The sequence below is a fragment of the Pseudomonas sp. B37(2017) genome, assembly GCF_002112885.1.
GTDB lineage: Bacteria > Pseudomonadota > Gammaproteobacteria > Pseudomonadales > Pseudomonadaceae > Aquipseudomonas > Aquipseudomonas paraglycinae.
In genome coordinates, this window is record NZ_NEIX01000002.1 from 252,928 (window position 1) to 276,883 (window position 23,956).

The 23,956-nt window shown below is 58.6% G+C and carries 17 protein-coding genes and 1 riboswitch; of the genes, 5 read left to right on the forward strand and 12 right to left on the reverse strand.

The window, feature by feature from the left end; genetic code table 11:
• Positions 1-10: 10 nt before the first annotated feature.
• The 11 genes from CAF90_RS07725 to CAF90_RS07775 all read right to left on the reverse strand — a co-directional run bounded on the left by CAF90_RS07725 (position 11) and on the right by CAF90_RS07775 (position 13,473).
• The gene (locus CAF90_RS07725) at positions 11-895 is read right to left on the reverse strand and encodes an alpha/beta fold hydrolase (RefSeq protein ID WP_085605494.1); all 885 of its coding nucleotides are present in this window, start codon (positions 893-895) and stop codon (positions 11-13) included.
• Between the two features lie 317 nt (positions 896-1,212).
• A complete protein-coding gene (locus CAF90_RS07730) occupies positions 1,213-1,905 on the reverse strand; it encodes a pseudouridine synthase (RefSeq protein WP_085605496.1) in 693 nt (230 codons plus the stop codon).
• 33 nt (positions 1,906-1,938) lie between these two features.
• A complete protein-coding gene (locus CAF90_RS07735; protein ID WP_085605498.1) occupies positions 1,939-2,157 on the reverse strand; it encodes a cysteine-rich CWC family protein in 219 nt (72 codons plus the stop codon).
• Positions 2,158-2,162: 5 nt separating this feature from the next.
• Positions 2,163-3,650, reverse strand: a complete 1,488-nt coding sequence (locus CAF90_RS07740) for a sensor domain-containing diguanylate cyclase (RefSeq protein WP_085605500.1) — start codon at positions 3,648-3,650, stop codon at positions 2,163-2,165.
• A gap of 157 nt (positions 3,651-3,807) precedes the next feature.
• Positions 3,808-5,580: an allophanate hydrolase gene (atzF, locus tag CAF90_RS07745; protein ID WP_085605502.1), complete on the reverse strand. Its 1,773-nt coding sequence runs from the start codon at positions 5,578-5,580 to the stop codon at positions 3,808-3,810.
• 25 nt (positions 5,581-5,605) lie between these two features.
• Positions 5,606-9,220 carry an urea carboxylase gene (gene uca, locus CAF90_RS07750; RefSeq protein WP_085605504.1) on the reverse strand — a complete coding sequence of 1,205 codons (3,615 nt, stop codon included), beginning with the start codon at positions 9,218-9,220 and terminating at the stop codon, positions 5,606-5,608.
• Positions 9,221-9,395: 175 nt separating this feature from the next.
• Positions 9,396-10,037: an urea amidolyase associated protein UAAP2 gene (locus CAF90_RS07755; RefSeq protein ID WP_007957962.1), complete on the reverse strand. Its 642-nt coding sequence runs from the start codon at positions 10,035-10,037 to the stop codon at positions 9,396-9,398.
• 11 nt (positions 10,038-10,048) lie between these two features.
• Positions 10,049-10,774, reverse strand: coding sequence for an urea amidolyase associated protein UAAP1 (locus CAF90_RS07760; protein ID WP_085605506.1), 726 nt, complete (start codon positions 10,772-10,774; stop codon positions 10,049-10,051).
• 12 nt (positions 10,775-10,786) lie between these two features.
• Entirely contained in the window at positions 10,787-11,575 is a 789-nt protein-coding gene (locus CAF90_RS07765) for an ABC transporter ATP-binding protein (RefSeq protein ID WP_085605508.1), read from the reverse strand.
• Positions 11,572-12,387 (reverse strand): ABC transporter permease, encoded by an 816-nt coding sequence (locus CAF90_RS07770; RefSeq protein ID WP_085605510.1) that lies wholly within the window; start codon positions 12,385-12,387, stop codon positions 11,572-11,574. Before CAF90_RS07770 ends, CAF90_RS07765 begins: the two co-directional genes overlap by 4 nt.
• A gap of 18 nt (positions 12,388-12,405) precedes the next feature.
• Positions 12,406-13,473 carry a putative urea ABC transporter substrate-binding protein gene (locus CAF90_RS07775; RefSeq protein ID WP_085605512.1) on the reverse strand — a complete coding sequence of 356 codons (1,068 nt, stop codon included), beginning with the start codon at positions 13,471-13,473 and terminating at the stop codon, positions 12,406-12,408.
• 63 nt (positions 13,474-13,536) lie between these two features.
• Positions 13,537-13,637: riboswitch (guanidine-I (ykkC/yxkD leader) on the reverse strand.
• A 298-nt stretch (positions 13,638-13,935) separates the two neighbouring features.
• Here CAF90_RS07775 and CAF90_RS07785 point away from each other — a divergent pair.
• The 5 genes from CAF90_RS07785 (at position 13,936) to CAF90_RS29805 (ending at position 22,638) form a co-directional block, all read left to right on the forward strand.
• A complete protein-coding gene (locus CAF90_RS07785; protein WP_256578466.1) occupies positions 13,936-14,184 on the forward strand; it encodes a hypothetical protein in 249 nt (82 codons plus the stop codon).
• A 178-nt stretch (positions 14,185-14,362) separates the two neighbouring features.
• Positions 14,363-14,767, forward strand: coding sequence for a hypothetical protein (locus CAF90_RS07790; protein ID WP_085605516.1), 405 nt, complete (start codon positions 14,363-14,365; stop codon positions 14,765-14,767).
• A gap of 203 nt (positions 14,768-14,970) precedes the next feature.
• The gene (locus CAF90_RS07795) at positions 14,971-16,170 is read left to right on the forward strand and encodes a glycosyltransferase family 4 protein (RefSeq protein WP_085605518.1); all 1,200 of its coding nucleotides are present in this window, start codon (positions 14,971-14,973) and stop codon (positions 16,168-16,170) included.
• Positions 16,171-16,216: 46 nt separating this feature from the next.
• A complete protein-coding gene (locus CAF90_RS07800; RefSeq protein ID WP_085605520.1) occupies positions 16,217-17,077 on the forward strand; it encodes a hypothetical protein in 861 nt (286 codons plus the stop codon).
• A gap of 2 nt (positions 17,078-17,079) precedes the next feature.
• Positions 17,080-22,638, forward strand: a complete 5,559-nt coding sequence (locus CAF90_RS29805) for a calcium-binding protein (RefSeq protein WP_085605522.1) — start codon at positions 17,080-17,082, stop codon at positions 22,636-22,638.
• Positions 22,639-22,715: 77 nt separating this feature from the next.
• Here the strand turns inward: CAF90_RS29805 and CAF90_RS07810 are convergent, their stop codons facing one another.
• The gene (locus tag CAF90_RS07810; RefSeq protein ID WP_085605524.1) at positions 22,716-23,828 is read right to left on the reverse strand and encodes an enoyl-CoA hydratase/isomerase family protein; all 1,113 of its coding nucleotides are present in this window, start codon (positions 23,826-23,828) and stop codon (positions 22,716-22,718) included.
• Between the last annotated feature and the right edge of the window lie 128 nt (positions 23,829-23,956).

Sequence of the window (23,956 nt, forward strand, 5' to 3'; positions counted from 1 at the left end):
CGACACTGTTTCAAATGGCCAATGCATGGTGATCCTGGACGAGCTGGTAACGCGTTCGGCTGGCCTGTTGCGCCGGTTTCAGGAAACCGAGCAGGGCGTTCTGGCTGTCACGGCAGGCCGACTTGTGTTCCATGTCGAGGAAGTGCCCGGTGGCCTGCAGGGTAGTGAAGGTGCTCTGCGCTACGTGGCTGCCGAACAGGCGCGCATCTTCGGCGGCGGTGTATTCGTCCCATTCGCCGTTCATGAACAGCACCGGTACGTTGATTTTCTTCGCCGCGTTCAGATAGCACTGACGGTCGCTGTGCAGCACGTCGTTGATGTGGAAATGCATCTGCCCGTATTCGTGCTCGGCCAGGCTGCTGACGTGGCGATAGTTGAAGCGCTTGAACAGCGACGGCAGGTGTTTGCCGATGGTGTTGTTGACGAGGTGGCCGACCCGGTCGCCGTCACGTTGGCCGAGGCATTCGACGCCGCGCTCGAGGTAATCGAGCATGTGCGCGTTGATCACCGGGGAGAACGAGCTGATCACGGCTTTTTCGATGCGCCGAGGCTGATGGGCGAGGGCGACCATGGTCGCGGCGCCACCCCAGGAGAACGACAAAACATGTTCAGCGGCGAAGTGATCGATCAGCTCCAGCAGGATCAGACCTTCGACTTCTTTCGTCAGATGCTTCTCGTGGCGGTTGTGGACTTTCGACTTGCCCGCGTAGGGCTGGTCGTAGCAGACCACGTTGAATTGCGGGTGCAGATTTTTCACGGTTTGTGCAAACGACGCAGTCGTGGCCATCGAGCCGTTGACCAGGATGATGGTCTTTTCTGCGGCGTCTGCGCGATAGAACTCCGTGTAAACCCGATACTGACCCTGTATATCCAGCACAGCGATTTCTGGCCTCATGTCATAAGACTCCTGGCAAGCAAGCGGGTATGCGCGCAAATAGAGATTGCACGAGCTTTGTGACAGGTAGGCATACGCCTGGAATTTTGGAGCCCATGTCGATCCGGAACGGCAGGTCGACGGGTATTGTTATTGGCGGGCAATCTGCCGGCTGAGGCGCAGCCCTTGAGGGCTGTCTACCGGCAAAAAGTTTCTTAGAAGTTATGTGTGACTCATCGGTCACAATTTGGCCGACGTCCTGATTCAAGCAGGGGGATCCGGATCGCGCAAGTGCCGTTGGTAAATTGTTGGACAACTTCTGCTGAGCGGTCGGCTGCTTAGAACAAATGAATCTCTTCGGTGCGCAAAGCGCGGTACTCGCCCGGTTTTAGCGCGTGATCCAGCGGCAGCGGGCCCATTGATTCGCGGTGCAGGCGCAGCACTTTGTTGTTGAAGTGGCCGAACATGCGCTTCACCTGATGGTAGCGACCCTCGACGATGCTCAGCCGCGCCATTCGTGGGCCGAGCACTTCCAGCTGCGCCGGTTGGGTGGTCAGGTCCTCGAAGGCGAAGTAGATCCCCTCGGCGAACTTGATCGCATATTCCGGGCCGATTTCCTGTTCGGTCTCGACGTAATAGACCTTCGGCAGTTTGGTTTGCGGCTGGGTCAGGCGCCGCGACCAGGTGCCATCGTTGGTGATCAGCATCAGCCCGGTGGTGTTGAAATCCAGACGCCCGGCAATGTGCAGGTCATCCTTGTCCGGCTCGTGGATCAGGTCGAGCACGGTCGGATGCTCGGGATCGCGGGTGGCGCTGACGCAGCCTTGCGGTTTGTACAGCATGAAATAGCGCGCCGGTTCGCCGCTTTGCAGCACTTCGTCGTCGACTTCGACGCGGTTGAATTCCAGGACTTCACTGTGAGGGTCGCTGACGACTTTTCCGTCAATGCGCACGCGCTTTTCCACCAGCAACAGGCGAACCTGCTTGCGGTTGTAGCGGGGCAGGTTACTGAGGAAACGGTCGACACGCATGATCAGGAATCGGCAGGTAGCGGGGCGCGCATCTTACGGGATCGACGGCTTGGCCGCTTGCAGTTGCGCCTCGACCTGGGCGCAACGCGGGCACAGGCAGGACTTGTCGCGCAGTTCCGCCGGCAGAGCTTCGAGCACTACCGGATCGATGGATACGCCGTAGCACCAGCAGGCACGGTTGGCGGTGCGCGGGTCGGCCAGGGTGCAGTCGTTGCGGGCGCCGCAGGCCGGGCAGAGGTCAGGTTTGTTCATGAGTGTCAGGCATAGGTCGAGTGAGGCATTTCCACGCAGGTGCGGTTACGGCCGGTCTGTTTGGCCCGGTACATCGCATGATCGGCCCGGGACAGCAGGCTGTGCAAGGTGTCATCCCGTTGCAGGGTGGTGGCGCCGATGCTGACCGTCAGATTCAGGGTATGACCGTTGTAGGCATATTCATGCTGTTCGACGTGCTGGCGGATCTTCTCGGCAATCTTCTGACCGGTCTCGCCGTCGGTGTCCTTCAGCAGCACGATAAATTCCTCACCGCCCCAACGGCAGACGATGTCGGAATGCCGCAGGCAACTTTGCAGGTCCCGGGCGAACCCGATCAGCACCTGATCGCCGGCCATGTGTCCGTAGGTGTCGTTCAACACCTTGAAGTGATCCAGATCCAGCAGCAGCGCGGTCAGCGGTTTCGGCTCGCGATGGGCTTCGTGCAGCGCTTGCACGGCGAGCAGGTCGAAGCCGCGGCGGTTGGGCAGTTCGGTGAGGCTGTCGAGGGTGGCCTGGGCGTGGATTTTTTCCTGATAGCGGCGGATCAAGCGGTTGACCAGCGCCAGCACGATCAGCGTTACCAGCAGGCAGATCATCAGATTGAGGTACAGCGACTGGCGGATTTCGCTGAGTGCGCCGTCTTCACGTTTGTCGACGAACAGGTACCAGTTCAACTCCGGAATAAACCGCACGTTGAGGAAATGTCCCTGACCGTGGGCGGAATATTCGTAGCTGCCGCTGTGGGGTTTGGGCAACTGGCTGACCAGGCTTTTCATGCTCTCGAGGTCGTTCAGGCTTTTCCCGACTGGCGCCCCTTCTGGCCCGCCCTCGGCGCCGGTCAAGACCAGTCGGCCGAAGGTGTCGACGAAGTAAACGCTGCGTTGATAGCGCTGCTGGTACTTATCGATCAGCTTGATCACCGCGTCCACCGTCAGCCCTACGCCGGCGGCACCGATGAAGCGATCGTTGTAGTCGTAGACCTTGTAGTTGATGAAGAAGGTCATGTTGTCTTTGTTGGCCAGGTCCGGGTCGACGTTGATCTCGTACGGATCCTTCATGTCGCGCACGCGGAAGTACCACGCGTCGCGCGGCTCGTCGATCTTCACCTGCTTGAGCACGCCCTTGGCGTGGTAGTAGGTGTGGGTGCTGTTGGAAATGAAGAACGCGGTGTAGGCGCCGTAGTGGGTCATGACCTCGTCGAGGTAGCGGGTCATCTGGTCGCTGTCTTTCTCGCCGTTCACCACCCAGTCGCGCATGAAGGTGTCGCGGGACATCATCGATGAAATCAGGATCGGTCTGACGAGGTCTTTCTGGATTTCCGAGTACACCGTGTCGGAAGTCAGCGGCAGTTCGGTGTTGACGATGTTGTCGCGGATCGACGCCCGCGAGGCGTAGTAGCTGAGCAGCGAGGTGGCGAGAAAACCTGCGCCGAGGAGGGCGACCAGAGTCAATACCAGCGAACGTTGGGAGTAAAACGCAGATCTGAGCGGCATTGGCAGTTCCGTCGACGGTGGCCCGATGGCAGCATTCTAGTGAGATGGCCGGGAAAAAACTGCGGGATTTGTGCCTGAAATGACGGGTAATCAGACGCCGCTCTCTCTCACCGACCCTCTCCAGCAGAGAAGGTCGGCGATTTGCCAGGTTTTCGGGTCAGTCGCGGCTGGCGAGGTAGGCGCGCCAGCCACCCAGATGGCTGATGTCGAGCGCACCTTCCAGGCCGTACGGTTCACAGATGAATCCGCTCTCCCAGCGGCCGTCCGCCAGTTGTACCTTGCCCAGCCCGAGGGGTGCCGGGATGCCGGTCAGGAACGAACCGAGCTCGCGGCTTGGCAACTCCCAGACTTCCACCTCGATTGCCACGCCGCCTTCCGCCACGCGCAGCATGCCCGGACGCAGTGGTGGGCCGCCGGCCAGCGCGTAGAGTTTGTAGTCCTTAGAGCTGTGGGTGGCTTCGATCAGGCGGGCGCCGCGTTGCTGCAACTGCCAGTTCAGGGCCAGTCCATCAAGGTGCGCGCCGCAGACCACCAGCCGCGCCCGGTCATTGCGCGCCGGACTCGCCGGTGTCGGCAGCACCGGATTCTGCTGGCGCTGCAAGGCGTCCGCCAGGCCCAGCAGATACTGGTCGGTGAACGCCCGGCCAAACAGCGTCACGCCCCACGGCAAACCGTTGTCCATGACCGCACTGGGCACGGCGACGGCCGCGTAATCCAGCAGGTTCATGAAATTGGTGTAGTAACCCAGTTCGGCGTTGCGCAGCACCGGCTCGGCGTCCAGTTCGGCCAGGGTCACCGGGCGGCCGATGGTGGGCGTGAGCACACAGTCGAGTCCGTCAAGGGCCTGATCGCAAACGGCTTTGAGCGCTTGCAGTCGATACTGCGCACGGAACGCTTGCACGCCCGTCACCGCCGGGGCCTTGGCCAGCACCGCGCGGATCACCGGCAGCACTGCTTCGGGACGCTGTTCCATCAGTTCGCCGGCGATACTGTAACGCTCGGCGACCCACGGCCCTTCGTACAACAACCGCGCAGCTTCGAGGAACGGTGACAGATCCAGTTCGACCGCTTCGCCGCCCAGAGCCTTCAGACGGTCGATGGCATCGCCGAACAGCAGCGGGCCTTCGGGGCAACCGAAAAACTCAAGATCCTGCGCCCGCGGTACGCCAAACCGGAAGGGTTTGGGAGCACCGAATGCCGAGCCGTCATTCCACGCCGGATTGCTGCGGCTGTATTCATCCCGAGGGTCGAAGCGGGCGGTCAGTGCCAGCAACTGGCTGGCCTCGCGTGCGGTCGCGGTGAAGGTCGTGACGCAGTCCAGCGTGCGGCAGGCCGGCACCACGCCCGCCGTAGAGATCAGGCCTTTGGTGGCTTTGAGTCCCAGCAGATTGTTCAGCGCTGCCGGCACCCGTCCCGAGCCAGCAGTGTCGGTGCCCAGGGCAAAACTGGCGACGCCGAGCGCCACTGCCAGCGAAGAGCCGGCGCTGGAACCACCGGAGGGATATTCCGGCAACACGCTGTTCGGGCAGGCGCCATACGGCGAGCGGCTGCCATTGAGGCCGGTGGCGAACTGGTCGAGGTTGGTCTTGCCCAGCGGAATCGCGCCCAGCGCCAGCAACTGTTCGACAATGGTTGCCGAACGTTCGGGAAGGTAGGCGAATGCGGGGCACGCGGCCGTGGTCGGGACACCGGCGAGGTCGATGTTGTCCTTGATCGCGAACGGCACGCCATACAGCGGCAAACTCTCTGGATCACCGCCGTCGAGGCTGGCGAGGTACGGCTCCAGCTCCTCGACGCTGAGCAGATGAATAAACAGGTGATAGTCGGGATTGAGCGCAGCGGCTTTTTCCCGCAAAGCCAACAGCAATTTGCGCGGTGTGGTCTGGCCGTCGCGGTAGGCCTGGCGCAGGGCATCGAGTTGCAGGTTCATGAGGTCATCCTTTGCAAAAATGGGTTCAGTCGAGTTCCAGCACCACGACCCGTTGACCGGCGCGTACTGCCGAACCGGGTTGCACGCGAATCTCCCGGACCACGCCAGGCAGCGGCGCGAGCACGGGGATTTCCATCTTCATCGACTCCAGAATCACCAGTGCATCACCGGCCGCGACGCGACTCCCGACCTCGACCTGGACCTGCCACAGGTTGCCGGCGATGTGGCTGTCGACACTCTGCTGACCGCTGGCCAGCGGAGTTTCTTCGTGGCTTTGCGGCACGGCCTCTTCGCTGTCGAAATGCGCCTGGCCGCTGGCGATCCAGCGTTCGCGTTCGGCGTTGAACGCGGCTTGTTGTTGCAGGCGAAAGGCGTGGATGCTCTCGGCTTCGCGGTTGAGAAACCCCTGATAGTCGCCGAGGTTGAGCTGGCTCTGTTCGATGTTCAGGTCGAAACGCCCGAGGGGAAAATCCCGGCGGATGCGCAGCAATTCGTCGGCGCTGACCGGGTAGAAGCGGATCTGGTCGAAGAAGCGCAGCAGCCACGGTTTACCTTCGAACGCGGCGACTTCGCGATAGCGGTTCCACATCTGCAAGGTACGCCCGACGAACTGATAACCGCCCGGGCCTTCCATGCCGTAGACGCACATGTAGGCGCCGCCGATGCCCACCGAGTTCTCGGCGGTCCAGGTGCGCGCCGGGTTGTACTTGGTGGTCACCAGCCGATGGCGCGGGTCGAGCGGCGTGGCGACCGGTGCACCGAGGTAGACGTCGCCGAGGCCCATCACCAGATAGCTCGCATCGAACACCGTGCGTTGCACCTCGTCGAGGTTGGGCAGGTCATTGATGCGGCGGATGAACTCCAGGTTGCTCGGGCACCACGGCGCGTCCTTGCGCACGGTGGTCATGTATTTCTCGATCGCCAACTGGCAGGCCGGGTCGTCCCACGACAGGGGCAAGTGGACGATGCGCGACGGCACTTGCAGGTCAGTGGCGCTGCACACGGCGTTCCACTCGCCGGCGACGATGCCGAGCAGATCGGCCAGCGGCAATTGTTCGGGCTGGTAGTGCACTTGCAGCGAGCGGATGCCCGGGGTCAGGTCGATCACGCCGTGCAGGGCTTTGGCTTGCAGCGCCTGCATCAGTGCGTGCGCCCGGAAGCGCAGGACCAGATCCAGCTCCGGGGCGCCGATTTCCAGCAGCAGATGGGTATCGCCGGACAGTCGGGCGACCAGTCGCGTGTCCCCCTGACTCAAATCCAGCACCACGGGCGAAACCAATGCCTGTAATGAAGTGGGTGCGATGTCTGGTCGGGCCCCATCGCTGGCAAGCCTGCTCCCACAGGTATCCCATTTGAGGGCGAGATCGCGTGCGGTCTTGAGATCGACCGGCACGAACTGCACTTTGTCCCCGGCCTTGAGCTGACCCAGTTGCCAGAGATCCGCCTCAATCACCGTCACCGGGCAGACAAACCCGCCAAGACTCGGGCCATCCGGGCCGAGGATCACCGGCATGTCGCCGGTGAAGTCCACCGCACCGATGGCGTAGGGGTTGTCGTGGATGTTCGACGGATGCAGCCCGGCCTCGCCGCCGTCGGCGCGCACCCACTCTGGTTTCGGCCCGATCAGGCGCACCCCGGTGCGGCTGGAGTTGAAATGCACTTCCCATTGCGTGGCGAAAAAGGTGCCGATGTAGTTTTCAGTGAAATATTCAGGCGCGCCATGAGGGCCGTAGATGACGCGGATCCGGCGCACGGCAGGTAATTCGCTGACGTGATGGGCGGCTAATGTCTGCCCGGCGCTGCGCTCATTCAGGGCAGCCAGATGCAGCACGTCACCGGCGCGCAAGGCCCGCCCGCCATGACCACCGAACTGACCGAGCGTGAAGGTGCTTTTGCTGCCCAGATAATCCGGCACTTGCACGCCGCCACGCAGGCACAGGTAGCTGCGGGCCCCGGCACCCGGCAGATTGCCCAGGTGCAATTGACTGCCCGCCGGGATCAGCAGGGCGGTGTTCATCGCCTGCGGCTGGCCGTCGAGTGTCAGGGCAATCGGTGCGCCGGTCACGGCCACCACCGCATCGCAATTGAAGCGCAGCAACGGCCCGCTCATGGTGATTTCCAGCGCCGCCAGGCCTTCATCGTTGCCCAGTAAACGATTGCCCAGACGCAACGCGCGGCTATCCATCGGCCCCGAGGGAGGCACGCCGACCGCCCAGTAGCCGAGGCGACCGGGATAGTCCTGGACGCTGGTCTGGGTTCCGGCGCTCAGCACTTCAAACGTGTTGGCCCGGTACACCAGGCCTTCCAGGCAACGGGTCCAGGGCTGACCGCTGGCGAACGGCGTATCGAGCAGAATCTGCCGCAGGTAGTCGCGGTTGGTTTCCACGCCGTACAGCAGGCTGTCGCCGAGGGCCTGATGCAGATCGGCACGCGCCTGTTCGCGGGTCGGCGCCCAACTGATGAGTTTGGCGATCATCGGATCGAAGTAGGGCGGGATCTCGCAACCGGCCTCGACCCAGGTGTCGATGCGCAGATGCCGGCCATCGGCGACGGGGAAATCGACCGCTGTCAGCAAGCCGGGGCTGGGCTGGAAATCGTGGCCCGGATCCTCGGCATACAGCCGCGCCTGAATCGCATGCCCCTGCGGTTGCAGGCCTGCGAACAACTCGGCCAGCGGCGGCAAGTCACCGGCCGCCAACTCGATCATCCAGCGCACCAGATCGACGCCCCACACCTGTTCGGTAACGCCGTGTTCGACCTGCAACCGGGTGTTCACTTCCAGAAAATAGAAGCGCTGCGCATCGCTGTCGAAAACGAATTCGACGGTGCCGGCGCTGCGGTAATTCACCGCTTTGGCCAGTTTGATCGCCGCTGCGCACAGCTCATCCGCCATGCCTTCGGGCAGGTTCGGTGCCGGGGTTTCTTCGAGGACTTTCTGATTGCGCCGCTGCACCGAGCAGTCGCGCACACCGAGAGCGATCACCGCGCCGTGGCCGTCGCCGAACACCTGGACTTCCAGATGCCGCGCACGCTGGATGTACTTCTCGATGAAAACCCCGGCGTCGCTGAAGTTGTTCTGCCCGAGGCGCTTCACCGCCTCGAACGACTCGCTCAGTTCGCTGGCGTTACGGCACACGCGCATGCCGATGCCACCGCCACCGGCGGTGCTTTTGAGCATCACCGGATAACCGACGTGCGCGCCGGCAATCAGCGCGGCGTCGAGGCTGTCGAGCAGTTCGGTACCTTCGAGCATCGGCACGCCGTGCTGTTTGGCCAGGGCCCGTGCGGTGTGCTTGAGACCGAACACCCGCAGTTGCTCCGGTGTCGGGCCGATGAAGGCAATGCCATGGTTTGCGCAGGCTTCGGCGAACGCGGCGTTTTCCGAGAGGAAGCCGTAGCCGGGGTGGATCGCGGTGGCGCCAGTGGCTTTGGCGATGGCGAGAATCTTGTCCACCGCCAGATAGGTGCTGGCCGCTGCGCCGTCGCCGAGGCTGTGGGCTTGCTCGGCTTGCAGGATGTGCAGACTGGCGGCATCGGCTTCGGAGTACACCGCGACGCCTTCGACGTGCAGTTCACGCAAGGTGCGCAGAATGCGGCAGGCAATCGCGCCACGGTTGGCAATCAGGACTTTTTCGAACATGGAGAAACCCCTGGAGCCCGCGCAGGGTGCGGGCTCGACTGGGAGGCGGGCCGTCCCGCCGTTTTTGTTCAGGCGCCAGGGTCGTCCCCGACGGCGAAATCACTTCACTTTTTCAGGCACTGGCCTGAGCGCGCCTGGCACAGGGCAAACAACCAGCGGCGCAGACGGACGAATTTCAGTTCCATACCAGTAGCTCCGCAGGTGTCGGGTTGTAGGCGTTGCACGGGTTGTTCAGTTGCGGGCAGTTGGAAATCAGCACGATCACGTCCATCTCCGCGCGCAGGTCGACGTATTTGCCGGGGGCGGAAATCCCGTCTTCGAAGGTCAGGCCACCCTCGGCAGTCACCGGCACGTTCATGAAGAAATTGATGTTCGGCCCGATGTCACCTTTGCCCAGGCGTCCGTCGTGGGCGCAGGCGCGCAGGTAGTTGTCGCGGCAGCTGTGCATGTAGCGTTTTTCCAGGGCGTAGCGCACGGTGTTGCTCTCTTGCGCGCAGGCACCGCCGAGGGTGTCGTGGCGGCCACAGGTGTCGGCAATCAGGGTCAGCATCGGTTTGCCGAGGTTGGAATACAAAACGCTGCCGGTGCTCAGGTAGACGTTGTTTTGTCGACGCAATGTGCGCTGTACGTCGTAGCGCTCACGGGGATTGGCGGCGCTGTAGAACAAGGTGTCGACCGCCTGATTGCCTTCCAGATCGAGGATGCGCAGGGTCTGGCCGGCCTTGACCTCCATCAGCCAGGGTTCGCCGGCGGGAATGGTGGCGCGGTACACCGCAGCGTCGGGTTGTTTTTGCGAAGTGGCGATAGCAACTGACATGGCGACGATCCTCAGGCGAACAAACGGTCGGTGTTGATAAAGCCGCGCTCGTTCTCCGGGCGCGAGGTGCGGCAGTGCTCGGCGACGCTTGGGTCGGCGTTCATCCAGCTCAGCTTCAGCGGTTTAGGCGCGTAGTCGGGCGACGGGTCCATCGGGTGTTGCAGGGCGGTGAGGACGACGAGGGTGTCCATCGGTGCGTACAGCTCGATGTAATCGCCGGCCTTCGAATGGCCTTCGACGAAATGGAAGCGCCCGGTTTCATCGACGTTGACCCGGCTGAACAGGTTGAGGGTCATCAGCAGGTCGGACAGGCCCAGGCCCCACTTGCCCAGTTCTACCAGCAGGTTGTCGGTGCCGTTGCGAAAGAAGCCGTTGCGCAGTTCCTGATAGCGGCCCTGACCGTATTTTTCCGCGACCTCTTCAGCGCACAGCACACCGCCGAGGCTGTCGCTCCAGCCGCAGGTATCCGCCGTGATTGCCGCCAGCACACGACCCATGTCCGAGTACAGGCAATGGCCGGCGGTCAGCTTGGCGGTGTGTTGGCATTTGAGGCTGTCGGGCAGGTTCAGGCGTTCGGTTTTTTCGTTGGCGTTGAGCAAGGTCAGGCTGACGTTGGCCCCACCGCGCAGGTCGGTCAGGCGCAGCAACTGGCCGCGTTTCAGGACGAAGGAACGGTGGCCGCCACCGGGCAGGGTTTCTTCGGCGAAGGGTGGAAAAATTCGGGTTGAATCAGTCATGGGAAGTTCCTCTCAAGCGGTTCGAAGGGCGCTCGCCAGTTGCACCGGCAGGGCGTCGACGGCGGCGCGTTGGGCGCGGCGGTCGCTGTTCAAAGGGATGTCGTAGGTGATGCGTGCGCCATAGGCGCCGGGGGCGTGCGGGTCGAGGCGGACCTTGTCGAACACCAGCAGGCGGGTGCCGAGGCTGAAACCTTCGGACAGGTCGTGGGTGACCATGAACACGGTCAGTTGCGTCTCGCGCCACAGCGTCAGCAGCAGCGCGTGCATGTCCTTGCGAATGCCCGGATCGAGTGCGCCGAACGGTTCGTCGAGCAGCAACACGCGCGGTTTCATGATCAACGCCTGGGCGATCGCCAACCGTTGTTGCATGCCGCCGGACAGTTGCGCCGGGTACTTGTCCAGCGCATGGCCGAGGCCGACTTTGTGCAGTAGCGCCGAGGCCTGCTCGCGGGCGTCCTGTTTGGCACTGCCGAACAGACGCCCGAGCAGTGGCGCACGCGGCAGTTCGAGGCCGAGGGCGACGTTGTCCAGCACGCACAGGTGCGGGAACACCGAGTAGCGCTGGAACACCACGCCACGGCTCGCATCCGGCTCGCGCGCCAGTGGCTGACCATCGAGCAGAATCTCGCCGCGACTGGCGGTTTCCTGACCGAGCAGCAGGCGCAGGAAGGTCGACTTGCCACAACCCGAAGCACCGACGAGCGTGCAGAATTCGCCCTCGTTGACGTTGAGGTTCAAGCCTTCGAGCACTACTTGGTCGGCGTATTGCTGCCAGACGTTTTTCACTGTGATGAAGCTCATTTGGCCGCCCCCTCATACCAGGGGAATGCGCGCCGGGTCAGGCGCTTGAGGCCCCAATCCATCAGCCAGGCAAGCAGGGTGATCCACACCACGTACGGCAGGATCACATCCATCGCCAGGTAACGGCGCACGAGGAAAATCCGGTAGCCCAGACCGTCGGTGGAAGCGATGGCTTCGGCGGCGATCAGGAACAACCACGCCGAGCCGAGCATCAGCCGCAGTGAAATCAGCAGGCGCGGCAACAGTTGTGGCAGAACCACGCGCAGCATCAGGGTCCAGGTCGAAGCGCCGAGGGTCTGCGCCTTGATCAGCAGTTCGACCGGAATGTCCCGCGCGCGCTGTTCCAGATCTCGGGCGAGTGCCGGGGTGATACCGATCACGATCAGCATCACTTTCGACAGCTCGCCGAGGCCGAAGACGATGAACAGGATCGGCAGTATCGCCAGCGGCGGCACCATCGATAACACCGTCAGCATCGGCGACAACGGTGCGCCGAACAGCGGCAGGGTGCCGGCCGCCATGCCCAGGCACAACCCGGCCAGCGCCGCGATGCCGAGGCCGATGGTCAGGCGTCCGAGGCTCGACGCGGTGTCCTGCCAGAGCAGGTATTCGCCGGTGCGACTGTCGGCTTTGAATGCCAGGCGTTTGACCGCATCGCTCATCTGCACCGCACTGGGCAGCAGTTTGTCGTTGGGGTTGTCCGACAGGCGCTCGGCCGAGCCCATGAAGTAGGCGAACAGCACAAGGGCGAAGGGCAGGATCACCAGCAGCAGGCGACTCGGTCGATCCGGGTGACGATTGATCAGGCGCATGGCCAAATCCTCCGTGGCTTACAGCTTGGCGTCGGCGGCCAGCTGCACGTAAGTCGGATCGAAACGCAGCTTGAGATTGCCTGTGTCACCGCTGGTCACGCCGTTGGCGAAGGACATGCCGACGGCGCTGGTGTCCTTGGCGCCTTCGCCGAGCAAACCGTGCTGGAACGAGAACTCGGCAACTTTGCGCATGGTTTCCGGCAGTTGCTTGCTGGTGGCGAACGCCAGGGCTTCTTTCGGCGTGGCGAACAGTTTGGTGGTGTCCAGTTGCGCCTGGAATCCGGCCAGATCGGTTCCCGAAGCTTTGGCCATGTGCTCAAGTGCGGCTTTGCCGGCGGCGTTTCTGGCGTTCATCAAGTCGACCACTTCGAACCACGCGCCGGTCAGCGCCTTGCCCAGCGCCGGGTTGTCTTTGAGGGTGGCGCTGTTTACCACCATCATGTCCATGATTTCGCCGGGGATCTGGCTGGAGTTGAAGACTTCGGTCACGCCGGGTTTGGCCTTGATGTCCGAGAGCATCGGGTTCCAGGTGGTGACGGCGTTGACCTGCTCGGTGTTGAAGGCGGCGGAAATGTCGGCGTCGGAGGTGTTGACCACTTTCAGGTCTTTTTCGGTCAGGTCGACCGAGTCCAGCGCGCGGGCCAGCAGGTAATGCGAGACCGACAGTTCGACCAGGTTGACGTCCATGCCCTTCAGGTCGGCGACTTTCTTGCCGTCACCCTTGAGGACGATGCCGTCATTGCCGTTGGAGAAATCGCTGACGATCAGCGCGGTGCTGTCGACGCCACCGGCGGCCGGAATGGTCAGCGCATCCATGTTGGTCATGGTGCAGCCATCGAACTGACCGGCGGTGTATTGATTGATCGATTCGACGTAGTCGTTGAGCTGGACCACGTCGATCTTGATCCCGTATTTCTTCGCCCATTTATCGACGATGCCCTGGCTGCCGGCGTATTCCCATGGCATCCAGCCGGCATAGATCGTCCAGCAGACACTGAAGTGGTCTTTCTGCGCGGCGGGGGATTGAGTGCTGATGAGCGCGGCGAACGCGGCGGCGAGCAGGGCGGGCAAACGTGGTCGGGACATGGTGGCTTCTCCAGTTGATCGAGGGCGGACAGGAAGGCAACGCGGCACCGCGAACGGTGGCTTGTCTCCCGGGCTTTTGTCCCGCCGTGTAACCTCAACTGGAGGTCGCCAACTCTCGGACCAGCCACTCGCAGATGCGAGCCGGAACCCTAGTCAGCCATTGCAAATTGTGGTGCCGCGAACCTGTGATGACTCCTGCACGGGTTTAATAAAGCGAGAGGCGTGCCAAGTCGCGACGAGCCGTCTGCCACGTGGCTTGTGGGTGGAGGGGCTGAGTTGGCGGGTGCGCGCCACGCTTTGTGTTGGTGCGCGCTTGCACCGTGATGCAGCGCGATGGCCGCTGATCCGATGCTCGTCCGGCGTGGGCACTCGGTAGCGGTTAGCCAGTCAAACCTGATGTCAGCCGGTCTGTGCCGACTGCTATCACAGGTCTTTCAGGAGGCCGCCATGCTGCTCAAGAAAATGCTGCGTCGAGCACTGTTCGCTGCGGTGTTCGGTCTGGGGCTGTCCGGTTGTTACTACTACGCCGGCGGCTACGATGTTTACTCCTCGCCCTATTACTATCCCGGCTACTACTCGCCTTATTACTACGGTGGTTATTACGGTCCGCGCTACTACGGCGGCGCCCGCTATTACTACGGCGGCTATGGCTATCGCGGCGGCTACGGACGGGGTTATCACGGCGGCGGATACCACGGTGGGCACCACTAATCAGCGGCTGAATGACGGCGTTTCTGCATGAACAAGGTTTCATGAATCACTTGTTTCAAGTTGTTGCAGAAACGCACCGGATGCCGAAAACGCTGTCAGATATTTCGTCAGTCGCCGAATGAAAGACTGACGCCTGCCAGCGTCGCTGGTGTGGCTACCCGCGGTCCAGGAGGCCGCCATGTATCGCCGAATCGCTCTATTTGCCGTGATGCTTTTTTCCCTTGGCGGATGCGTCCCTTATTCCTACGGAGATGGCTACTACACCTCAGAGGTCTACACCTCCCAGTCTCCTTCGTACTACAACAGCGGTGGCACCTATTACACCGGCGGCAGCACGTATTATTCGGCGCCGCGTTACTACCAGCCAGCGCCACGTTATTACCAACCGGCTCCACGCTATTACTCGGCGCCTCGTTACTACCAACCGGCTCCGCGCTACTACGAGAACCGTCGCTGGCACGGTCATGATCGCGGACGCTGGGACGACCACCGTCGCGGTGGCTGGGATGACCGCCGGGGTCGTGGCAACTACGACCGTCACAGTGGACGCGGCGACTACAACCGACACGGCAACCGCTGGTAACCCCCCGCAAAAAAGCGGCGCATTGAGCGCCGCTTTTTTTGTGCCTGTTTTTTGTGTTGGTGTGGATTGCACCATCTCCTAGGAGGTTCTCGGAACCCTCCTACAGTTTTATTTCTGACCATTTGTTAGCGTTTGTATGCACATGTTGACGTTGAAAAACTTCAATTTCATGGAGGTGTATAAGCGCGGGTTATTGCTCAGATATGAATCTTCTTATCATTCATCAGAATTTTCCCGGTCAGTTTCGTCATGTGGCGTTGGAAGCATTGCACAGGCGTCTGGGCGTCATTGCAATTGGACGCGATACAGCGCCAGGTATTGCAGGGGTAAAATTATTTCGTTATCGACCCTCAAGGAAGATGATTAATGGCGTTCATAACTATTTGTACAGATATGAAGAGGCTGTTGCGGACGGGCAACAAGTTCAACGAATATTGAAGAGACTCAGCCAGGCAGGCTTTCGGCCTGATGTAGTTCTCGCTCATCCTGGGTGGGGTGAATCGCTATTCGTCAAAGATGTGTATCCCGACGTGCCTCTGGTTCATTTCTGTGAGTACTATTACCGAGCGCGTGAGGCGGACTCTGGTTTCGATCCTGAGTTTCCCTGTGCGATGGATACGTCCTCAAGGCTTAGAATCTTGAATTCGATGCATCTCCTGAATATTGAGCAGTGCGATGCCGGGATTGCACCTACACAATGGCAGCGCGGTCTTTTTCCGAAAATATATCAGTCTAAAATTCGCGTCATTCATGAAGGCATTGTTCAATTTGCCGAATCAGAAAAGGTCGAGTTTGTAACGCTGCCGAGTGGGCGCGTGTTAAGAGCAGGTCAGCCTATCGTGACTTATGTCGCCAGAAACCTCGAGCCGTACCGAGGCTTTCATAGTTTGATGAGATCCATTCCCTATATTCAGGAAAAGTGCCCGAGTGCGCAGGTCATTGTAGTGGGTGGGGATGATGTCAGTTATGGGCGGATGCCCATTGGATACCCGAACTGGCGAAGCAAGATGGTCGCGGAGGTGGATGTTGATATTTCCAATGTTCACTTTGTTGGGAGGTTGCCTTATCAAACATACAGGTCTGTTCTGAGTCTTTCAAAGGCTCACGTGTATTTGACATATCCGTTTGTACTGTCATGGTCTTTATTGGAAGCAATGGCATCTGGCTGTGTTGTCGTAGGTTCAAATACCGCTCCCGTGCAGGAAGTTATCGAAGATGGGATCAGCGGGATACTTGTTGATTTTTTTGACGCTGAAGAAATCGCCACGGCAGTGTGCAGGGTTTTAACGTCTTTCGCTGGTTTTGGATCTATAAAGGATGCGGCGAGGTTGAAGGCAAGCGAATTCGATGTGGTTAAAGGAGTAAGCGGTTACTTTGAAGTGTTTAAGGAGTTGATGAGGTGAGTTGTTTTGAGTGATGTGATTGGTCATTTTAAAATGGAGATTTGAAATGCTTAAGATGTCTCGCAAGGAGGTTTTTCGCCAGTGCAGAAGGGGAGTTAAATATGGCGTGTTATTAGCGATCTGTTATTGGGTCGTTGATTTCTGTATTCGATGGGAGGAGGCCGCAGTAGCGCGGGAGATTTATCAGAAGAAACAAGGGGCGTGCAGCAGGAAGCTGGCGGGTATGGAGCAGGTCCCGATACTTGGCGGCAGCCTGCTGGACCGGACAAAGATTCCCGGGTTCCATTTTGGATCGACATTAAGGAGCGACGGGTCCTGTATTGCCGATCTTCTTTCAGGATCATTCTGGTGGACGGGAGAAGAACTGTTTCCTGTGTATGAAACTCTTGGGGTAGAACCACCCACCAGCTGGACGCATTTCCGGGTTTCCGCCAGGCTTTACACCAGAAGGGATACCACGGAACCGCACAATATGGGCGGGCGGCATGTGGATTGGCCGGATGAGCTGGTTGTAAAGCTGAAGAACTATCCAGGCCTGGAACTTTGGCTTACCGCGCCTCCACCCAGTATCAAAAATGAATTCTCTGTTCGAACTTTTGTTATGCACGACTGGCGCCGGCGTGATGGAACACCACGGAGGATAAATTGTGATGGTTTGAATTCGCCAGAATCTAAAGCTTCTGCAAGAGGTTTGAGTAAAGCATATCTTTTGAAAATGAATAAGGAGCAGCTGGAGAATTTGGAGTTTGGTAGTTTGCGTACGTATTGCACGGTCGGGTTGCACCATTTCGACTTTGCAGGTGGGGATGCTCGTATACATTTGGGTACCGAGGGTTTGCGGGGTGCTCCAGAAGCGCTTAAGGCTGTCAGTGACTATCTTTCACATTCAATTATTACAGGGAAGTAGATATGAGCTACATATTCAGTGATTTGGAAAAGTCGGAAATTTTGCAGGCTGCAAATGTTTGTGAGGGAATGGAATTCAATGTCGAGGAGGAAGAGTATTTTGCGATGGCAGTGGAGGGGCGAAGCTGTGCTGTACTTTACCGCACATTGTCAAATATCCTGGATGAGAAAATTTTAGACGGTTCTGCGTTCGACGAGAACGTAAAGGGCATTTTAAAAGATACCAAACTCTGGCTCGATGTAGCAATTGATGCAAATGGCGGGGTGGGCGCTTACTCTGCGTTGATCCGAGCCTACACTATGCGGCAGGGGGAGTTGAGGCTAAATAAAAAATTTAGCGATTTCAAGATGCAAGAGTCATCTAATCAGGTGGCTGTCAATCTCATGAATACGCTGATAAAAGGCTCCGTTGAACATGATTTGGCTCCATGGACTGTGCCCTCCATAAGCCAAATTGCAGAAATCGATGCGAGCGCGATTGGTGAAGTACTATTTCGTGATGATATTGGCAACGTTGATACAGCGACCCTTCATAACGCCGGATGGTCTGGAACAATCGGCTTCAGCCTGTTGGGTGGAGAAAAACCATATGAAACTTGGAGGTTGATCTCTGCCGGTGATCCGGACTCCCACATCAAAGGTAATCATGATCTTGCTAAGTTCAATAGGCTGGACGATCTAAAGAATATTCTGTTTGCCGTGGACTCATACACTGTTGCATTGCAGGCAGTGATTAAAAACTTCGGGTCGAATATGGTTGAAAGCCTGTTTTCAGTCCTGCCCGAACAGATAAATATCGCCCTTGCCAGTGGCAGCATCAATCCACTGATTCAGCACGTGGTGAACGGTACGCCCATCTCACCCATTGTCAGCCTGATATTGCGATATAACCTGAATGATTTCTTTGACATGCTCAGGCGAACCTACGACGGGAACTCGGCTGCCACGCCTACCACCGACGAAACCTTCGCCTCCAACGCCTACACATTTTTCTCCGCACTTTCTCCGTCTCAATCGCAAAGCATCGTTACCAGAACCATTGGCGAGTATGGCAGTGCCAAGGACTGGGCAACGTTGGCCAGTCAGGCAACGCCAATCGGCGCCGCGTTACGCAAATCCCTCAAGCAGCTAAGTGAAATCGTGATTGAGCGGGCCGACGGTTTTTCCGGACGCGGCCTGGAGCTTTACGACCCCGAAACGGGCGAGGGCTTCATCACTGAACAGTGGCTTGCCGATCGCTCTGAAATGCTGGCCCGGCTGATTTCCCGAACCAATGGATCGTTCGGTCGAAATACTGTCCAGACCTTTTCCTATTCGGATCTGGCTTCTGGCAAACAGGCCCCGATGAATACAGGTGTCTTGAACCCTCTGGTCATGTTTGGTGATGACGGCGGTCGATCATTTGGTGGCGGAACGAATACCGATCATCTTTACGGCGGTGGCGGCAACGATTCCATCAGCGGACTGTCCGGTAATGACTTTATCCAAGGGGCTCGCGGCAATGACTCTTTAACAGGAGGCGATGGCAATGATGCGTTGTACGGTATGGCCGGTGATGATGTGTTGGTGGGTGGCAAGGGCAACGACTCTCTGACTGGCGGGCCGGGTAACGATCGGTATGAGTTCTCCAGCGGAGATGGAATAGACGAAATTTTTGATGCGGACGTTGAGGGCGCGTTGCTGATAAATGGACTTCCGATCCCACCTCTCGAACGCAGTGCTCCGCTCAGCAATATCTGGCTTACGGAGGATCGAGCCATCAGCTTGACGCTCATTGAAGATCAGGCTGAAAACACGCTGAACATTCAATACGGACTGAGTGATCTCATCGTCGTAAAGAACTTCAAGCCGGGGATGCTCGGCATTGATCTTCCTGATTACCAGGACCAGGTGTTCCCCGCTCCCGATCTGGTCCTTCAAGGCGACTGGAAAATTAAAGATAACGACCCCAATGTTCGCGGAGATCAGCCTTCTTACGATGAGTTGGGCAACGCCTTGCTTTTGCCCAATGTTAAACAGAGGAACAAAGCCGACCTGCTTTACGGATCACCGAAAGATGACCTCATCGTTGGTCTTGGCGGGTCTGATCGACTGTTCGGCAAGGACGGCAATGACCGTTTATTCGGTGACAAGCAGTCGACGCTGGAAAATGCCTTTACCGATGCAACAAAGGGAAAGGCCAGCCGTGGCGACTGGCTGGATGGTGGGCAGGGTGATGACCTGCTTGTCGGCACTGCCTCGCGAGACGTGCTGCTCGGCGGCAACGGTCGAGACACGCTGATTGGGGGAGCAGGTGATGACAATTTGTCCGGTGATCAAACAACCGGTGCACATGAGCAAAATTGGACAGTCAAGCGCATCGACGTTCCACTCAGTGATGGCGTCATCAGCATGCGTAGCGTCTTTGACAAATTTTCATTGAATAGTCCTACCGAGGGCGGTGACGACATCCTCTATGGGCAGGGTGGCCGGGATTTTATCAATGGCGGCAGGGGAGGTGACCTGCTCGATGGCGGAAGTGACGACGACACACTGTACGGCGAAGAGGGTAATGACACGCTGGCTGGCGGGAGTGGCGATGACACATTATCGGGAGACAACCTGGATTGGGGTGGCGGTCTCGACAGTCGCCATCATGGCAACGATTTGTTGGCGGGTGGCAGTGGCGATGACTTCCTTGCCGGAAACGGTGGTAGCGACGTGTTGTACGGAGGCAGCGGCAATGATGTTCTGAAAGGTGATGACGAGGTGCTGCGAGGCGTTTCGGGTGATGCCGCAGACTTTTTCGGAAGTGATTTTCTGGATGGCGGTGAGGGAAATGACACCCTTTGGGGCGGCGGTGCCGGTGATTCGCTTTTCGGTGGCGGTGGGAATGACGAATTGGTCGGTGATTACCATGAACACCCGATTCGTTATCACGGTGATGATTATCTCGATGGCGGTGTGGGTGACGACACACTCCGTGGGTTGGGTGGCTCCGACACACTGATAGGCGGATCAGGCGCCGACGCTCTGGATGGCGATGAGCCGAACTTGAAAGCGGGCGGAACCAACGATGACCACATTCAAGGTAATTCAGGAAACGATACGCTCTGGGGAGGTTTGGGCGCCGATACGCTTTTGGGCGGTGCCGATGATGACTTTTTGGTGGGGGACTACGAGCAAACATCCGAAGCAGAACATGGCGCCGATTATCTTGACGGCGGCTCAGGCAACGACACTTTGCTGGGCAGTGGTGGAAACGACACGCTGGTTGGCGGGGAGGGAGTCGATTATTTACGCGGCGGCCCTGGCGATAACGTGTTTGAGGGTGGCGCCGGCAACGATTATCTGGAAGGGATGCAGGGCAACGATGTTTTCTACTTCGGAGTGGGCGATGGACTGGATGTTGTTACCGATACAGGTGGCAACAATGTCGTAAGTTTTGGTGATGGATTTTCTGCGGAGAACTTGCAGGCCGAGATCGTCAATATTGATGTGGGCACGGCGTTGCGGCTGTCGAATGGTATTGGTGACGCGCTTCTGATTCGTCACCATGAAAAGTGGGCAGGTTCGACGTTCAGGTTCAACGATGGCGTGATCCTGAATTTCCAGGATGTAATCAAATTAACGGTGCAACCGGTAGATGTAACGGGTCCGTCTGCGACATTTGCTGCGGTACCCGATCCCGAAAAAAAGCAGGACATTGAGAGTGAGAGCGAAGCAGTCGTCCAGACACTGCCCGATGACTTAGCCGCTTCTACTGAGAGGGAAGGCAGTGAAACGGGTCGTCACACCCGGTGGGATAGCCTTTTTCTTTCGGAACTGAACACAGAGCGCTCAGCGGCCCGGCAGGCATCAGGATTTGCACTGAACGATCAGGGTGTTTGGGTTAGAAGTCATATTGCTACCGACAAAAGTGGCTATGCCATCAGCGCCGAACTGATCCATGAGGACGTTGAAGCCGGAGTCTTTTCCAAAACACCGGAGTGGATGGGGGCGATTGCCGCTGACGCTGTGGTGACTGAAAGGCAGTCAAATTCTGCAACGAAAACCACGTTCAAGTTTGTAAAAACTGAAGCAGCGCAATTACCGAAACAAAAGCCGAAGTACTATCCGTCTGGCTCCAGTTATTCGGGGTTTTCGTTCAATTTGGGCGATGCTGTAGTTGAAGATATAGACCAAACGGGCGCCATTCAGGGGTGGTACGTGTACCCCGCTGGCAGTTTTGAAAATCATGAAACTGTTCGTAAAGCGTTTCGCTGGAGCTCTACTACCCAAACGATCAAACATAAAGTTGTTCATGGTAATGACGCTGGCGGCAGGGTAAATCTCGAAGTGGGTAATCTCTTTCATGGCGGTGCAGGAGATGACTTGGTGGTTACCTATGCTGGTTCAGTGCTTAAGTACGGCGGGGTGAGCGACGGGATCCCAGGCGCATTTTTATCAGCTGGCGCAGGCAACGACACACTGCTCGGCTCCGCGGGTGCCGATTATTTGATCAGTGGGCCGGGAAAAGATTGGCTTTACGGCGAAAACGGTCCCGACACTTACATAGTTGAAGCGCATGATGGCGCAACCACCATTATTGTCGACGTGCTTAACCCTGTTTTTTTGCGCCCCGAGGTTGGAGCCTCTGGGTGGCATGAAGAGTTTGCGGGGCTTGATGTTGATACAGTCGTTCTTCCGGAAGAGGCGAAACCAGATAAGTTGAAGCTAACCTGGGGCGCTGTGTTGGTTGAGACGGTAAATATTGAACTCTCACCGGCCCTACTGCGTGGCGCTCATCGTCAACCGCCTCGAGCCCAGATGCTGTACACCACACTCGATATCGAATGGGGCGGAACTCAAAAAGTACGAATCGTTTTGCCCAATCCGAATGACATCGGCGGTTCCGGAATTGAACGAGTGAGGTTTTCTGACGGATCGAGCATAAGTTTTAAAGACCTCGTTAGCCGATTAGGCAATGTCCCCGATATTTATCATCACGGCGTCACTGTTCAGGACGCTACTCAGGTTAAGTCCTTTCGAGAGAACCGTTTTCTACCGCTCGTGGGCGGTCGCGGTAATGACACCCTCAGCGGCACTGGTGAAATAAGAGGGATGCAAGGAGATGATCTGCTCGGCGGTGGCTCAGGCGATGACGTGCTTTACGGTGGGCCGGGCAATGACACCTTGTCCGGTGGCGGGGGCAATGATGTTTATAAATATGATGGGCTTGGGCGAGACCTGGTAATCAATGCCGGCGGCGGAACTGACGGTATAGATTTTTCGGAGGTCGGACTGTCGATTGGTCAACTCAAGTTCCACCGTGAACGGAATGATCTCGTCATCGTAGTGAGTTATGGCATGTCTCCAAAGGTTCGTGTCTCCGAACACTTTTCAGGAGGCGATGCCGCTATCAGCTTCATCAGCGTTCAAGGAGAAGAGGGCGCTGTTAAAAATTACACGGCGAACCAGCTCGCTGAGCTTTTGCACCCTCTACCTCCCTTACGGGATGTAGAGGATATCTTGCCGAGAAATGATGAAGAGGCGTTGCGGGCAATGAAGGAAATAATCGAGTTTTACGAGTTGAATGTTTGATCGCAGATAGTTTCGCAACTGGCTCAAACTTCCCGCGACAGAGCTCAAGAGAGTGCCATCGCGGGCAATGATCAGTTTTAGTATTGCGACAGATCCGCCAACGGATGCCGCCCCTCCCAGACCTTGTGAAAGTGCGCCTCGACCACCGCGTCCGGCACCCGGGCGATGTCCGGCCAGTGCCAGTGCGGTTTGTGATCCTTGTCGATCAGTCGCGCCCGGACCCCTTCGCTGAACTCCGGATGTCGGCAGCAATTGAGGCTCAGGGTGTATTCCATCTGAAAGACTTCGGCCAGCGACAAGTGGCGGGCACGAATGATCTGTTCCCAGACCAGATGCGCGGTCAGTGGCGAGCCTTCACTCATGGTTTTCGCCGCACGGGCAATCAACAGGTCGCTGCTGTCCCGATGCAGGCTGATGGCTTTCCAGGCGCAGGTTACGTCGCTGACATCCAGCCATTCATCGATCTGCTGCCGACGCGGCAGCCATTGCGCCTCGGGCATCTGCGCCACGGCTTCCTGCTGCAACGCCTTGAGCAGGCTGTTGAGCTGCATGGCGGTCTGTTCCTGCCAGTTCAACTGCAACAAGCCGTCGATCAGTTCCTGCTGCTGTTCGTCGAGCAGGAAGCGATCGGCCAGGTCCAGATCGATCGCATCACGACCATTCATGTGCGCGCCGGTCAAACCAAGGAACAAACCGAGCTTGCCCGGCAGCCGCGACAGAAACCAACTGGCACCGACGTCCGGGTACAGGCCGATGCTGATTTCCGGCATCGCCAGTCGACTGCTCGGCGTGACGATCCGGATGCTCGCGCCTTGCAGAAGGCCCATGCCGCCGCCGAGCACATAGCCATGGCCCCAGCAGATCAACGGTTTCGGGTAGGTGTGCAAGCTGTAGTCCAGACGGTATTCAGCGTTGAAAAACTGTGCGGCCAGCGGCGGCACTTCGCCGGGATGGGCGCGACAGGCTTCCACCAGGCTGCGCACTTCGCCGCCAGCGCAGAAGGCCTTGGCGCCGTTACCGCGCAGCAGCACGCAGACGATTTGCGGATCCTTGGCCCAGGCGTTCAGTTTGTCGCTCAGGGCGTGGATCATCGGCAGGGACAGCGCATTGAGCGACTTTTCGGCATCCAGCGTGGCCACGCCGATGCGCGCGCCGTCGGTGCCGGTGAGTTCTTCGAAGTGCAGATTCATCGTGACCTCGATCGGGAATTTGAACGATCAGTATGATCGCTGTGTGGGAAAGTGCCGGATCTGCGTCAGATCAATTGACAAGCGTGGTCGGCTTTCCTAGGGTTCGCCCCATTGTTTTTGCCGGGTAT

Excerpts from the sequence above, each read along its gene's own strand:
- CAF90_RS07725 (WP_085605494.1), bottom strand. The coding sequence starts at position 895 with ATGAGGCCAGAAATCGCTGTGCTGGATATACAGGGTCAGTATCGGGTT.
- CAF90_RS07730 (WP_085605496.1), bottom strand. The coding sequence starts at position 1,905 with ATGCGTGTCGACCGTTTCCTCAGTAACCTGCCCCGCTACAACCGCAAG.
- CAF90_RS07735 (WP_085605498.1), bottom strand. The coding sequence starts at position 2,157 with ATGAACAAACCTGACCTCTGCCCGGCCTGCGGCGCCCGCAACGACTGC.
- CAF90_RS07740 (WP_085605500.1), bottom strand. The coding sequence starts at position 3,650 with ATGCCGCTCAGATCTGCGTTTTACTCCCAACGTTCGCTGGTATTGACT.
- atzF (WP_085605502.1), bottom strand. The coding sequence starts at position 5,580 with ATGAACCTGCAACTCGATGCCCTGCGCCAGGCCTACCGCGACGGCCAG.
- uca (WP_085605504.1), bottom strand. The coding sequence starts at position 9,220 with ATGTTCGAAAAAGTCCTGATTGCCAACCGTGGCGCGATTGCCTGCCGC.
- CAF90_RS07755 (WP_007957962.1), bottom strand. The coding sequence starts at position 10,037 with ATGTCAGTTGCTATCGCCACTTCGCAAAAACAACCCGACGCTGCGGTG.
- CAF90_RS07760 (WP_085605506.1), bottom strand. The coding sequence starts at position 10,774 with ATGACTGATTCAACCCGAATTTTTCCACCCTTCGCCGAAGAAACCCTG.
- CAF90_RS07765 (WP_085605508.1), bottom strand. The coding sequence starts at position 11,575 with ATGAGCTTCATCACAGTGAAAAACGTCTGGCAGCAATACGCCGACCAA.
- CAF90_RS07770 (WP_085605510.1), bottom strand. The coding sequence starts at position 12,387 with ATGCGCCTGATCAATCGTCACCCGGATCGACCGAGTCGCCTGCTGCTG.
- CAF90_RS07775 (WP_085605512.1), bottom strand. The coding sequence starts at position 13,473 with ATGTCCCGACCACGTTTGCCCGCCCTGCTCGCCGCCGCGTTCGCCGCG.
- CAF90_RS07785 (WP_256578466.1), top strand. The coding sequence starts at position 13,936 with ATGCTGCGTCGAGCACTGTTCGCTGCGGTGTTCGGTCTGGGGCTGTCC.
- CAF90_RS07790 (WP_085605516.1), top strand. The coding sequence starts at position 14,363 with ATGTATCGCCGAATCGCTCTATTTGCCGTGATGCTTTTTTCCCTTGGC.
- CAF90_RS07795 (WP_085605518.1), top strand. The coding sequence starts at position 14,971 with ATGAATCTTCTTATCATTCATCAGAATTTTCCCGGTCAGTTTCGTCAT.
- CAF90_RS07800 (WP_085605520.1), top strand. The coding sequence starts at position 16,217 with ATGCTTAAGATGTCTCGCAAGGAGGTTTTTCGCCAGTGCAGAAGGGGA.
- CAF90_RS29805 (WP_085605522.1), top strand. The coding sequence starts at position 17,080 with ATGAGCTACATATTCAGTGATTTGGAAAAGTCGGAAATTTTGCAGGCT.
- CAF90_RS07810 (WP_085605524.1), bottom strand. The coding sequence starts at position 23,828 with ATGAATCTGCACTTCGAAGAACTCACCGGCACCGACGGCGCGCGCATC.